Source organism: Chlorobium sp. (genome assembly GCF_036528655.1).
GTDB lineage: Bacteria > Bacteroidota > Chlorobiia > Chlorobiales > Chlorobiaceae > Chlorobium.
In genome coordinates this window covers 256,312-269,612 of sequence record NZ_JAIGND010000006.1, presented here as the reverse complement: position 1 = coordinate 269,612, position 13,301 = coordinate 256,312, and the positions used below count along the sequence as shown (strand labels likewise).

13 protein-coding genes are annotated in these 13,301 nt (G+C 55.5%); 4 read left to right on the top strand and 9 right to left on the bottom strand.

The window, feature by feature from the left end; translation table 11 throughout:
* Positions 1-6: 6 nt before the first annotated feature.
* The 5 genes from K4305_RS03315 to K4305_RS03295 all read right to left on the bottom strand — a co-directional run bounded on the left by K4305_RS03315 (position 7) and on the right by K4305_RS03295 (position 3,937).
* Entirely contained in the window at positions 7-552 is a 546-nt protein-coding gene (locus K4305_RS03315; RefSeq protein WP_331560915.1) for a periplasmic heavy metal sensor, read from the bottom strand.
* A gap of 118 nt (positions 553-670) precedes the next feature.
* Positions 671-1,252, bottom strand: a complete 582-nt coding sequence (locus K4305_RS03310; protein WP_331560914.1) for a Spy/CpxP family protein refolding chaperone — start codon at positions 1,250-1,252, stop codon at positions 671-673.
* A 53-nt stretch (positions 1,253-1,305) separates the two neighbouring features.
* Positions 1,306-1,710 carry a hypothetical protein gene (locus K4305_RS03305; protein ID WP_331560913.1) on the bottom strand — a complete coding sequence of 135 codons (405 nt, stop codon included), beginning with the start codon at positions 1,708-1,710 and terminating at the stop codon, positions 1,306-1,308.
* A gap of 75 nt (positions 1,711-1,785) precedes the next feature.
* Positions 1,786-2,394, bottom strand: a complete 609-nt coding sequence (locus K4305_RS03300) for an RNA polymerase sigma factor (protein ID WP_331560912.1) — start codon at positions 2,392-2,394, stop codon at positions 1,786-1,788.
* Positions 2,395-2,554: 160 nt separating this feature from the next.
* Positions 2,555-3,937 (bottom strand): phosphoglucomutase/phosphomannomutase family protein, encoded by a 1,383-nt coding sequence (locus K4305_RS03295; protein ID WP_331560911.1) that lies wholly within the window; start codon positions 3,935-3,937, stop codon positions 2,555-2,557.
* 110 nt (positions 3,938-4,047) lie between these two features.
* Between K4305_RS03295 and lpxB the strand changes: the two genes are divergently transcribed.
* Both lpxB and K4305_RS03285 read left to right on the top strand, forming a co-directional pair.
* A complete protein-coding gene (lpxB, locus tag K4305_RS03290) occupies positions 4,048-5,190 on the top strand; it encodes a lipid-A-disaccharide synthase (RefSeq protein ID WP_331560910.1) in 1,143 nt (380 codons plus the stop codon).
* A gap of 7 nt (positions 5,191-5,197) precedes the next feature.
* Positions 5,198-5,476, top strand: a complete 279-nt coding sequence (locus tag K4305_RS03285) for a hypothetical protein (protein ID WP_331560909.1) — start codon at positions 5,198-5,200, stop codon at positions 5,474-5,476.
* Positions 5,477-5,492: 16 nt separating this feature from the next.
* Here K4305_RS03285 and K4305_RS03280 read toward each other — a convergent pair whose 3' ends face one another.
* The 4 genes from K4305_RS03280 to ychF form a co-directional block, all read right to left on the bottom strand.
* Positions 5,493-7,469, bottom strand: a complete 1,977-nt coding sequence (locus K4305_RS03280; protein WP_331560908.1) for an FAD-dependent oxidoreductase — start codon at positions 7,467-7,469, stop codon at positions 5,493-5,495.
* Between the two features lie 41 nt (positions 7,470-7,510).
* The gene (locus K4305_RS03275; RefSeq protein ID WP_331560907.1) at positions 7,511-8,476 is read right to left on the bottom strand and encodes a 4-hydroxy-3-methylbut-2-enyl diphosphate reductase; all 966 of its coding nucleotides are present in this window, start codon (positions 8,474-8,476) and stop codon (positions 7,511-7,513) included.
* Positions 8,477-8,591: 115 nt separating this feature from the next.
* Entirely contained in the window at positions 8,592-9,410 is an 819-nt protein-coding gene (gene murI, locus K4305_RS03270; RefSeq protein WP_331560906.1) for a glutamate racemase, read from the bottom strand.
* A 4-nt stretch (positions 9,411-9,414) separates the two neighbouring features.
* Positions 9,415-10,506, bottom strand: coding sequence for a redox-regulated ATPase YchF (ychF, locus tag K4305_RS03265; protein WP_331560905.1), 1,092 nt, complete (start codon positions 10,504-10,506; stop codon positions 9,415-9,417).
* 121 nt (positions 10,507-10,627) lie between these two features.
* On the opposite strand from ychF, the gene cmk reads away from it, so the two are divergent.
* On the top strand, positions 10,628-11,341 hold the full coding sequence (gene cmk, locus K4305_RS03260) for a (d)CMP kinase (RefSeq protein WP_331560904.1): 714 nt from the start codon (positions 10,628-10,630) through the stop codon (positions 11,339-11,341).
* 110 nt (positions 11,342-11,451) lie between these two features.
* Entirely contained in the window at positions 11,452-13,212 is a 1,761-nt protein-coding gene (rpsA, locus tag K4305_RS03255; RefSeq protein ID WP_331560903.1) for a 30S ribosomal protein S1, read from the top strand.
* The last annotated feature ends 89 nt before the right edge of the window (positions 13,213-13,301 follow it).

The following is a 13,301-nucleotide window of genomic DNA, read 5'->3' as shown; positions in this document are numbered from 1 at the left end:
GGTTTTTTATCGGTCTTCCCTGATGCCGGCGGGAGCGAGTTCTCTTGAGGCACCTGGTTCTTCATGTGTCCGATTGTTTCGGAAGCGAATTTTTCTGACTGCAATCTGCTCGAGAACGGTGCGCAGCGAATCGCGCTGTGCGGGGGTGCAGACCATGGCAAGTTCATGGAAATGCGCCGACTGCTCTTTTTCGATCGCGGTCTGGCGGACTCCGATCGCTCCGGCAAGGGCAGCGATTTTTGCGCTGTCCGGATTTTCCCTGACAGATTCCGCAATCAGCTCTTTTTTCAGTACCGAAATGGATCGCAGCTCTGGCGTTACTTTGTTGAAGTGCTTTCTGCGGAGCTCCCGGAATGCAAGCGCCTGTTCTTCGGAAAGGGAGAGCGGCCGGGTGAAATAGATATGCTTGCTGTACTGGCGGGTTATCCGGTATGGAGGCGGTTCGGGTTTACGGATATTCTGCCACCAGAGTATGCCGAGCAATGTGACATTGAGCACGACAAGTATTGCGAGCGTTATGGTTATGAATCGTTTTGATGTCAGAAAGTCCATGGCTGCTTTCGATTGCTTGCGGCATCGGGCCGCTGATTGTTGTGAAGAACGGGTCCCTGGTGCGGGTCGCGGAAGCTGAAAGTCGGAAATCCGCGACCCTGCAATCCGATCGGAGTGTTCAGAGCATCATTCTTCCGTGTTTTTTCCCCGGCTTGTTCTGCATGAAGGTTTTCATTTTTTCCATCTGGTCCGTCGTGAGGATAGATGCCATATCCTGGAGATGGCCGCTGCGCATGCGTGCAAGACCGGCATGAGTCGTGCCGATTTTTTGGGTCAGCATGTCGATTTTACGGTTGTCGGGATGCTTTTTCATCGATTCGTTCAGCATTTCTTCCCTGAGCGACATGAGCTTGCTGCGTTCTTTTGCCGCCGCTGCGAACTGCTTGTCGCGCAGTTTCTGCAGCCTGTTCTGCTGGGCGTCGCTGAGGCCCAGAGCATCTTTCATTGCCGCGGGCCCGCAACGGTTATACTGCCGGAAGTTCTTTTTTGCCTGCAGCCGGCGTTCTTCGGGGTTCATCGAAGCAATTCTTTTACACCACTCCGTGCGGTAAGATGCGCGTTCCTGTGCATCCGCATTCTGCATTGTACCCCTCATCCGCGAAAGTTCATCGTTGGAATAACGGCTGTAGTCTGCGGCTGAAGCCGTGCCGGCGCTTCCTATGAGCAGTGCGGCCATCATCGTCATCATCTGTTTTTTCATCGTGGTATCGTTTTGTTATGTCGTCATCGTTTACGTTGTCCCGGAAAAAAACTCTAACGTCGCGGTTGCCCGCTTTCTTTCGGATTGTCTTTGCTGCCGGATAAGGCACCGGATTGATCGACCGTTTCCACATAGTATGCCAGTTCCGGTCCGGCGTAATCGTCGCGAAGCTGTTCTATCGTACCGGAAGCGTCCGATATTCCCCCGATATGACCGGAAGAGGTGAAAAACAGCGCTGCGGATCCGATATTTACGGCAACGAGCATCGCTCCGAGCGCCAGACGGACATTGAAGCCTCCTCTTATGCCTCCGGATTCGAACTCTTTGCGCTGCAGGGCGTCGATTCTCTCCATAACGCGAACCCTGAAGAGGGGCGATGCTTTCAGCGAAGGCAGGCTGTCGAGAATCCGCATGGTTTCTCCGATCTGTTCTTCTATCTGTTTGTCGTATCGTTTCATCGTGTTTATCCGTTTCAGTTATTATGACGACAGCCTTGGGAAAACCTTGCGCGGGGTTGTCGGGCGTTCTTTCAGTTACCTGTTCTGATAGTAGTCATGAAGTCTGTCATGCAGGTTTTTCTTGGCACGGTGCACCAGAGATTCTACAGCCGATACGGAGGTTTGCAGGATCTCGGCGATTTCGCTGTTGCTGTAGCCGTCCTGCTTGCTCAGGAGAAATGCCGTTTTCTGGTTTTCGGGCAGGGCGTTGAGCGCATGCTGCAGCACTGCGAGGTTTTCTTTTTCCGCAAGAGTCTGTTCGGGGTTATCGCTTGAAGACGAGGGAAGATCTTCTGCCGGGTCGTCGATGCCGATGATGCGTTTGAGCGACGAGAACCGTTTTTTTCTTTTCATTCGCCTGAGGTGGTCAAGGGATTTGGTTACGGCTATCCGGTAGATCCATGTCGAAAGCTTCGATTCCTCCCGGAACTTATCGAGAGAACGATAGACTTCGACAAATACCTCCTGGGCGAGATCTTCGGCGTCTTCCCTGTTCATTACGAAACGGTAGCAGGTATTGAGCACCATGTCCTGATGTTCGCTTACAAGGGCTTTGAAGAGCCTGTCGCCCGATGTTGCGGGATTGTTTTCCAAGCTTCCGATTTTTGCAGCGGCCAGTGCGGCCGCCTGTGCCGATTCCTCCATGAACGTATACTAACCTGCAGATCCGGTTAAGCGTTGAGGCTCCGTGCCGGGGACCTTCGAAGAGGTCCCCGGGCACGGTGTCCTTGAAATAAGCGCACACTCAAGGAGTCAGACGTTAAAACGCGCGTTATTCCTGCTCGCTTTTTTTGAAATAAACCGGTCAGGCAAGCGAAGCGGCAAAGGCCAGAACCTGATCGAGCTTTTCGGGAGCGTCCGCTTCGCAATAGAGCCGCAGAACCGGCTCGGTGCCGGATGCCCGTATGAGCAGCCACCCGCCTTCGAAGTGATATTTGCATCCGTCGAGATCGTTGAACCCGAGCACTTTGTATCCTGCGATATCGGCGAGATCTCCGGCAGCCGCACGGGCGATGATTGCCTGTTTTTTCTCTTCGCTTACATGCAGGTCGTTGCGCCTGTAACAGAAGAAGCCGTATTCGTCGTAGAGCTCCTGAACGAGTTTCGAAAGGCTTTTTCCCTTGCGGGTCATGATTTCAAGGGTCAGCAGCCCGATGTATACGCCATCGCGTTCCGGCAGGAATGCCGTAATGCCGATGCCGCCCGACTCTTCGCCTCCTATCAGGATGTCGCGGGAGGCCATGAGCTGGCTGACGTACTTGAATCCGACGGGCAGTTCGTGCATGACAAGGGAGTGTTTGCGGCATATCCTGTCGATGAGGTCGGTGAGCGCGAAGGTTTTTGCCACCTCTCCTCGCTGGTTCCGCTCTTCGACGAGGTATTTGAGGAGAATGGCGAAGAGTTTATGGGAGTCCACGAATTCGCCGTTTTCGTCGAGCATCCCGACCCGGTCTGCATCGCCGTCGTTGATGATGGCGACGTCCGTTTCGACCTCCCGGAAGAATTCCACGAATTCGCCTATATACTGCGGCATCGGTTCAGGGTTGATGCCGCCGAAACCTGGATTTACAGAACAGTGGTAGCAGTTGACCATGGATTCGTCGAACAGGCTGGTGATGATATCCTGTCCGGCTCCGTACATGGCGTTGTGCGCTATTTTTATATGCGAATCGCGGATGAGCTGCAGGTCGATGCTTGCCTTGAGATGGTTCAGATAGAAGGTCCTGAGGTCGGCGGTTTCGATGAGATTTCGCTGCGGGACTATTTCCGCGGCGGGATCGATCTCTGCGATGTACGTTTCGATTTCTGCTATCGCTTCGGGATGCGCCGGCCCTCCGTATGCGGCTTTGACCTTGAACCCGTTGTAGATCGGCGGGTTGTGGGATGCTGTGATGACGATGCCTCCGGCAAGCTGCATGGCTTTCGTGAAGAGCGAAACAGCCGGCGTGGAGACGAAGCTGTCTGCAAGAAATACCCTGATTCCCTGCGAGGAGATCACATCGGCGGTGAATTCGGCGAACTCTTTCGACATGAAGCGGGTGTCGTACCCGATGCAGACCCCTTCGGACTTTTCGGGTCGGGTGAGGATGTATCGCGCGGTAGCCAGCGCGGCCAGTTTCAGGTTGTCGAACGTGTAGTCTTTCGCGATAATCGCGCGCCATCCGTCGGTACCGAATTTAACTTGCATTCTTTTCTGTTTTTGATATAATGGGGTTTGAATAGTGCCCGGGACCTTATGTTTGAATGAGTTGTAAAATACTCTTTCGTTTTCGTTCATCCAATTATCTGCAGCTCCCGATGTCGAGGAAGCTTTTTATTCTGGCCGGAGAGGTTTCCGGCGATATGCATGCGGCGGGAGTGGTGGCGGAACTGCTGAAACGGAAACCGGACTTGCGGGTGTTCGGTATAGGCGGCCAGAAGCTCCGCGCGCTCGGAGCGGAGCTGGCATACGATACGCGGAGTATGAGTATCATGGGCTTTGTCGACGTGCTGCGCCATGCCGGTTTTCTCAGGAGGGTCATCAGGGAGATGCGGGCTCTTATCCTTAAGGAAAAACCCGATGCAGCCCTGCTGGTCGATTATCCGGGCATGAACCTTATAATGGCCCGCTTCCTTCGCGATCTCGGCGTTCCGGTGATCTACTATATCGCGCCGCAGGTCTGGGCTTGGAAAGAGGGGCGGGTCAGGAAGATAAGGGAAACCGTCGACCGGCTGCTGGTTATTTTCGATTTCGAGGTGGATTTTTACGGACGGCACGGGATGAAAGCGGAATTTGTCGGCAATCCGGTTATAGAAGAACTTGGCGAGGCGGTTATTCCTCCTTCGGAAGTATTCAGACGGCAGCACGGCATCGGGGATGACGATCTCCTGATAGGTCTGCTGCCCGGCAGCCGGAGGCAGGAGATATCGATGCTGCTGCCTGAAATGCTCGGCGCTGCCGCCATGCTTGCGGAAAGCCGCAAGGTCGTTTTTCTGCTCGGTCGGGCGCCGCATCTGGATTATCGCTGGCAGGATCATGCGCCGGAGAAGAGTTCCCTGAGGGTTGTAGAGTGTGGCAGCCATGAGGTGATGCGCTGCAGTTCGCTGGCTTTCGTGACTTCGGGAACCGCGACCCTCGAAGCGCTCTGTTTCGGACTTCCGATGATTGTCGTCTATAGAACCGGATGGCTGAATTATCAGATCGGCAAGCGCCTTGTCAGACTCCGGAACATTTCGCTCGCAAATATCGTTGCGAGGGGGCTCGGGGCTGAAGGACAGGCTGTGCCTGAACTGATTCAGCATGAGGCGTCCGCCGGGCGGATGGCAGAGTTGGCCATGCAGCTGCTCGATGATCGCCCGAAGCTCGATGCGATGCGTGCCGAACTGCTTGAAGCCAGGGGAACGCTTGCCGGCAGGGTACCATCGAAAGCGGTCTCCTCGGTTGTTCTGGAATACTTATAAGATAATTATGGAACAGGTTACAGGTTTTTTTTCAGGCAATCCGCTGGTGACTGCTCTTGTTGCCATAGCGGCAGTGATGCTTCTTCTCTCGTTTTTCAGGACGGCGCTGAAACTGCTGGTCGTTGCTGCTGCGGCAGTCGTGCTGTATGCCGGCTGGCTTCAGGCAAGCGGCGGCGGCGATTTTGCTGAAACGTTCGGCCATGTGCTCGATGTGCTCCGGCAATCGTTCGAGCGTCTTATGGCCGCCATCCGGCCACTGTTCGAGCTTCTGAAACTGTTGCAGTGAGATTTTCCTGCAGCGATCATCTCTGCTGCAGCGGTTCGCTCATGGCCCCTGTCGGGCATGATGCCGCCAGTTTGCGGTAATCGGGAGTTTCTCTGTTTTCCAGCTCTTCAAGCGTTCTTACGCAGATTCCGCAGTCAACGCATTTTTCCCGTTCAAGCCGGATGTTTGCCGTGGCTGCAATGCCGAACTCCGGGTGATCCTCATGCCGGCACGTATGGTCGGGGAGGTAGCGTGCGGCCAGTTCCCGCAGGCGGCAGTTCTCCACGGCTATGCAGCGGCACCGGAGACAGCGCGATGCTTCGGCGCGGGCATCGGAAGGATTGTATCCGGAAACTATTTCCAGGAATCCGGGAACTCTCATTTCCGGGGGAATTTCAGGCACCCCTATTCTGGGCATCGGCACCCTGCCGGCGTATAATGCGGCAGGAGTTTTCTCTTTCGGGCCGCAGGATGAGTTGAATGCCGGTGCCGGTTGCGTCGCCGGTATTTTTCGCAGGTAACGGTCGATGTTTTGCGCGGCTTTTTTTCCCTGTTCGACGGCGCGGATGGCAAGATCGGCGCCGGTAACGCAGTCTCCCCCTGCAAAAATACCGGCGACGCCGGTTTCAAGGGTATCGGGATCGACAGCAACAGTGTGGTCTGTATTCAGGCCCAGTTCCCCGGCCGTTTCCGCCGGACAGTCCACATGCTGCCCTGTAGCGGTTATGAGCGTGTCGGCAAGTATCGTGTATATCGCGCCGGGAACCGGTACCGGTCGTCTTCTTCCGCTGCCGTCGGGCTCTCCCTGTCGCATGGTCTGCACGGTTACCGAGATGCCCTGACCGTCGGCCGATATTGCTGACGGAGCGACAAGCGTCAGAAGCTCGATGCCTTCCCGCAGCGCGTCCTCTGTTTCAGCGCGGTTGGCAGGCATCTCCTGGCGAGTTCTCCGATAAAGGATGGACACTTCGTCCGCTCCCAGCCGGAGGGCTGTTCGTGCGGTGTCGATAGCGGTATTGCCGCCTCCGACAACCAGCACCTTTTTTCCGGGTTTTGCCGCGATGCCGCATGCCGCATCGCGAAGAAAGGTTATGCCGCTTTTCACTGCGGGCAGCTCTTCGCCCGGTATGCCCATCGGCGAGGCTTTCTGTGCGCCAAGAGCGAGGAGTGCGGCATCGTATTCCGCTTTGAGGGTATCGAGAGAAATTTCTCTGCCGAAGCGGGTGTTCATCCGGAAGCGGGCTCCCATGCTGCGGAGCGGTCCGATATCGCTTTCTATGACCGCTTCGGGCAGCCTGAAGCGGGGTATGCCGTAGCGCATCATGCCACCGGGTTCCGGATGGGCGTCGAATATCGTGACGTCATGACCGAGAGCCAGCAGGTAATAGGCGGCCGTAAGACCGGCGGGGCCGGCGCCCACTACGGCGACCTGCCTGCCGGTTTTTTCGGCTGGTTCCGGCATGCAGCGAGGCTCGTTCTGCATGTCGCGATCGGCTGCGTAGCGTTTTAGCGCGCAGATCGAGACCGGCTCGTCCAGACCGTGCCGCCGGCATTCGTCTTCGCAGGGGGCGGGACAGACCCTGCCGAGAATGCCCGGCAGCGGAATGCTCTCCTTTATGATGCGGATCGCTTCATGGTCGTTTCCTTCGGCTATTGCCGTTATGAATCCCGGAATGTTGCATCCGGCCGGGCAGGAGATTTCGCAGGGGCCCAGGCAGTCGCCGCAGTGTTCGTCTATGATGCGTTCGAGGTTCTGGCGACGCATGGCCTGCAGTTCGCTGTTTTCGGTTTCTACGACCATTCCGGGTGAAACGGCTGTGCTGCAGGCGGGTACGAAAAGGTTTTTTCCCTTGAGTTCGACGATGCACATCCAGCAGGAGCCGGTCGATTCGAGGGTTTTATCGAAACAGAGGGTAGGAATGGAAATGCCCGCCGAATGTGCTGCCTGAAGAATCGACATCCCGACAGGTGCCGTGAGGGTGGTGCCGTTTATGGTAAGCGTCAGATTGTTCATGGTTGGTGAAGCGCGTTTCGGGAAAGCCCCGCACAGGGTTTTCAGTGGTTGAATCGTTTGTCGAGGAATCCGGCTACCTTTTCGAGGAGCCACATGGGCGTGGAGGTGGCGCCGCAGATGCCGACGCTTTCGACTGTTACACCAGGGCGTTCTTCGAACCAGGAGTCTTCGATGTCCTGGATATCTTCGATGAAATAACTCCGCGGATTGGCTGCGCGGCATATGCCGTAGAGTACCTGGCCGTTCGAGCTTTTTTTTCCTGCGACGAATACGATGCAGCTGTTGGCGAGCGCGAAATCGTGCAGTTTCCGGTTTCTGCTCGATACCTGCCGACAGATGGTGTCCTTGAATACGTTGCGCTCCATCTCCTGCTGACCGGTCATGGCGGCTGTGATGTCTATATCGCGAACGGGTCTCCAGGGACGGACGCTCTGTTCGGCAGCGGCGGCAAAGAGGGTTTCGAGACTGGTTTTCAGCTCATGGAACCCGGGTACGTCCATGGTTGTCTGGGAGATCAGCGCGGTTTTTTTTCGGGTATCGAGATCCCGGAGCTCTTCGGGGTCGGAGAGGTCGGCATGTTTGATGATGACGGCTTGATTTCCGCAATGGCCGTTGATTCCGACGACTTCAGGGTGTGTGCGTTTTCCGTAGATGACGATCTGGTATCCCAACTGGTGCAGCAGCCGGGCCGTCCTCTGCAGTTTCGAGACGACGGGGCAGGTGGTATCGGTTATTTCGAGGTTGTTTCTTTTCGCCCTGGCATAGGTTTCGGGAGGCTCTCCGTGAGCCCGTATCAGGACGCTGGAATTCCGCAGCGCCTCGAATGCCGCTTCGTCGATGGTGCGGAGTCCGAGGTTTTCAAGCCTTCTGACCTCCACTTCGTTGTGGACCACATCGCCGAGCGAGAAGAGTTTTTCTTTTGCCGAGAGTTTTTCTTCGGCAACATGGATGGTGCCCTGCACGCCTATGCAGAATCCCGATGATGTCCTGTCGAGGTTGATTTTCACGCTGATAACGGAATCTATGGTAACTGTTCAGGGATGCATTCCCGCATTGTCAAAGGTAACATCCTCCGGCATCAAGTCAAAGACCGGCCGCCATCTGCGGCATGTGCGCGTCATTTCAGACGTCTACAAGTTCGACATCGGGCATGTCGGCGCCCATGAAAAGCCTGTAGAGTGTGCTGAATTTCTGCGGGAGGTCGCTGACAAGAAGGTGCGGCGTTCCGGTTGCGCTCGATGGGTTCAGCATGCCTCGTTCCTGAAGCGTCTCCTTTGCCCGACGGGCGACGGCTTCCGCGGAATCGATGATGGCGATGCCTGGACCGACCGTGTTTTCGATCATACGCCGCAGGATAGGGTAGTGGGTGCAGCCGAGCACAAGCGTATCGATGTGTCGTTCGTCGAAATCCGCGAGGTACTCGCCGGCAATGAGTTGTGCCGCGGGATGATCGACGAATCCTTCTTCGGCAAGCGGTACAAAGAGCGGACATGCTTTGGAGTATACCTCTATGTCGGGATCGAGATCGTTGATGGCGCATGCATAAGCGTTCGAGCAGACGGTGGCCTGGGTGCCGATGACTCCGATGCGTTTTTTCGCCGTCATGCCGACGGCCAGTTCCGCGCCGGCTTCGAGAACGCCTATGACCGGAATGCTGCCGCTTGTTTTCCTGACGACGTCAAGCGCGAGGGCTGAAACGGTATTGCAGGCGACGATGATCATTTTAGGCTGGTATCGCATCAGGATCGATGTGTCGTCCTGCGCATACTTCCTTATGGTGACCTGCGACTTGGAGCCGTAGGGAACCCTGGCGGTATCGCCGAAATAGATGATCCGTTCGGATGGCAGGATTGACTGGATCGCCCTGACGACAGTCAGGCCGCCCACTCCCGAGTCGAAAATGCCTATAGGGCTCTCCGGCGTTGTTTTATGCTGGTGCACCTGATCAGACGTTAAACCTGAAAACAATGACGTCGCCGTCTTTTACGATATAGTCGCGTCCTTCCGACCGGAGCTTGCCGGCCTCTTTCACTTTCAGTTCAGAGCCGAGTTCGATAAGGTCGCGGTATGACATGACTTCGGCCCGGATGAACCCTTTTTCGAAATCCGAATGGATGGCGCCTGCGGCTTCGGGAGCTGCAGCGCCTTTGCGGATGGTCCAGGCATGGACCTCCTTTTCGCCCGCGGTGAAGTATGTCTGCAGGCCGAGCAGATCGTAGGCAGTTCTGATGAGCCTGTCGAGGCCTGACATGTCGAGGCCGAGGCTTTCGAGGAATTCCGGGCGCTCCTCTTCGGGCAGTTCGGCGATTTCAGCTTCGGTTTTCGCGCTGATGATGAGCATTTTCGAGCCTGATCCGGCAGCAATTTCCTCCACCTGCCGGGTATAGGCGTTGCCGTCCGGCAGGTCGGATTCGGATACGTTGGCTGCGTAGAGAATGGGTTTGGTGGTGAGCAGGAAGAACTGCCGGGCAAGCGCCTGTTCCTCCGCGGTCTGTATGATGTTCCTCGCAGGAACACCTTCGGAAAGTCCCTCGATGATGCGTTCGGCAAGATCGACCTGCTGAAGCAGCTCTTTTTCCTTTCGCGCGTTTTTCCGGAGCTTTTCGATCCTTCTTTCCATGCTGTCGAGATCGGCGAGCATGAGTTCGGTTTCAATGGTCGCTATATCGTCGGCAGGATCGATTTTCCCTTCGACATGAATGATGTTGCTGTCGTCGAAACAGCGAACGACATGCACGATGGCATCGACCTCCCTGATATGCGACAGGAACTGGTTGCCGAGGCCTTCCCCTTTGCTCGCTCCCCTGACCAGGCCGGCTATGTCTACGATCTCGAGCGTCGTCGGTACGAGGGTGGGCGTTTTGACGACTGCGGCGATCAGCGGCATCCGTTCGTCCGGAACGAGTACCGTGCCGACGTTGGGCTCGATGGTGCAGAACGGATAGTTCGCAGCTTCGGCCTGTTTGGCGGTAATGGCGTTGAAAAGTGTTGATTTTCCGACGTTCGGCAGACCGACGATCCCGCAGCGGAGAGACATGGCAGCTATAGTGAAAAGAGGTGTTGGATGAATTCGCGCCCAACAGGCGCGGGTTGTTAACATGTAATCATTAAGTTTGGAAAAAGCAAATTTATTTTATAAAATTGCAGGCTAAGTCAAAATGCTTGTGAAACAGATATCGGGGAACAGACGCATCATCATCGCCATCGACGGCCCGGCGGCTTCGGGTAAAAGTACGACGGCCCGAAAGGTGGCCGAACAGCTGGGTTACACCTATATCGATACCGGCGCAATGTTCCGTTCCGTTACCCTGAAGGTACTGGAACTGGGCCTGATCGACCGCGTCAGGCTTCATCCCGATTCCATCGAACCTCTGCTGAAGGATATCGATATCACGTTCAACGACGACCGGATTTTTCTCGACGGAGCCGATGTTTCATCAGCCATAAGGGAGAACCGCGTAAGCCGGGAGGTGAGCTTTATCAGTTCGCTTGCTTCCGTACGGGAAAAGCTCCGGCTGCTGCAGCAGGAGATGGGCCGGCAGAAGGGTGTCGTGATGGATGGGCGGGATATCGGCACCGTCGTTTTTCCTGAGGCGGAACTGAAGATTTTTCTGATCGCAGACGCGCATGAACGGGCGAAACGGCGTTATGCCGAGCTTGCGGCAAAGGGGGCCTCAGGGAACGGCCTGCCGGATCTTGCCACCCTTGAAAAGGAGATCGTCGAGCGCGACAGGGCCGATGCCGAAAGGACTCTCGCCCCTCTGAAAAAGCATCCCGATGCGGTGGAGATCGACACTTCGACCCTCGGCATCGATGAACAGGTGGCGATGGTTCTCGATCTTGCGATGCGGATTCCCGGATGCGGGAACTGAGCCCGGATGTCAGGATTTTTTTGTTTGCAGTTCTTATCAACCATAAAACCGGGCGCTGAAATCTCTCGCGGCGCCGAGGGTAAATCACAAGAGAGGAAGGAAAACATTTAATGGCAGAAACAGTAACGCTGGAGAAGAAGATTCAGGAACGGCCTGCAAGAAAGAAGGTCAAGGTATTCGCGCACTACGAGCCGTCGGCACTTGCCGAGATGGAAAAGCTCTACACGAGCACGCTGAGCGAAATCACCGAAGATGAAATCGTGAAGGGACGCATTGTCTCGATTTCCAACAAGGACGTCACCATCGACGTGGGATACAAGTCGGAGGGTATCGTTTCCCTGCTTGAGTTCCGCGACGAGGACGCCGAGGCAGTGAAAGTCGGTGATGAAGTGGAGGTCTATCTCGAGAATATCGAGGACAAGATGGGTCAGCTCATTCTTTCCAAGAAGAAAGCCGACGTCCTGAGAATCTGGGACAAGATTTACGATTCAATCGAAAACGATACCATCATCAGCGGCAAGATCATCAATCGCGTCAAGGGCGGCATGACGGTCTCTCTCTCCGGTGTGGAGGCCTTTCTTCCCGGTTCGCAGATCGATGTCAAGCCTGTGCGCGACTTCGACGCTCTCGTCGGCCAGACCATGGACTTCAGGGTCGTCAAGATCAATCCCGTTACCCAGAACATCGTCGTCAGCCACAAGGTCATCCTCGAAGAGGAGTATGCGGCGCGGCGCGAGGAGATGCTGGCCAATATCAAGGTTGGCATGGTGCTCGAAGGTACTGTCAAGAATATCACCGATTTCGGTATCTTCGTCGATCTCGGCGGTCTCGACGGCCTTGTGCACATCACCGATATCACCTGGGGTCGCATCAACCATCCTTCTGAAGTCGTCGAACTCGACCAGCCGATAAAGGTCGTTGTTGTCGGCTTCGATGAAAATACCAAGCGTGTCTCGCTCGGCATGAAGCAGCTTGAGTCGCATCCCTGGGAAAATATCGAAATCAAATATCCTGTCGGTTCGAAAGCCAACGGCCGTGTGGTGTCAATCACCGATTACGGCGCATTCGTCGAGATCGAGAAAGGCATCGAAGGTCTGGTCCATATTTCAGAGATGAGCTGGACGCAGCATATAAAGCATCCGGGTCAGTTCGTCACTCTCGGCCAGGAGGTGGAGTGCGTGATCCTGAACATCGACAAGGATCACACCAAGCTTTCCCTCTCCATGAAACGGGTGAACGAGGATCCGTGGATCGCGCTTTCCGAAAAATATGTTGAAGGTTCGCTGCATAAAGGTACCGTCAGCAATATCACCGATTTCGGCGTGTTCGTGGAACTTGAAGCAGGAGTCGACGGTCTTGTGCATATCTCCGATCTTTCCTGGACCAAGAAGATTCGCCATCCGAGCGAACTGGTGAAGAAAAATCAGGAGCTCGACGTCAAGGTGCTCAAGTTCGACGTCAATGCACGCCGCATAGCGCTCGGCCATAAACAGATCAATCCGGATCCGTGGGACGAATTCGAGCAGAAGTATGCCGTAGGCGCGGAAACTCCCGGCAGCATTTCGCAGATCATCGAGAAAGGCGTCATCGTTATCCTTCCCGGAGATGTTGACGGCTTTGTGCCGGTATCGCACCTGCTTCAGGGCGGCGTGAAGGATATTCATTCTTCGTTCGCCGTCGGCAATGACCTGCCGCTCCGGGTCATCGAGTTCGACAAGGAGAACAAGCGCATCATTCTTTCGGCCCTCGAATATTTCAAGGACAAGAGCAAGGAGGAGATCGAAGCCTACCTGCAGGCACATCCGAACGAAAAGAAAGAGATCGAGGATGCAACCGCAGAGCTTGAGCCTCAGCCCAAAGGCAGCAAGTAACCGCCTTCCGGCAGGAAAAAACCAACAGAAAACCCTTCCTCTGCGGAAGGGTTTTCTGTTACCTGAAAATCGTCAGCCAGGTACACTAT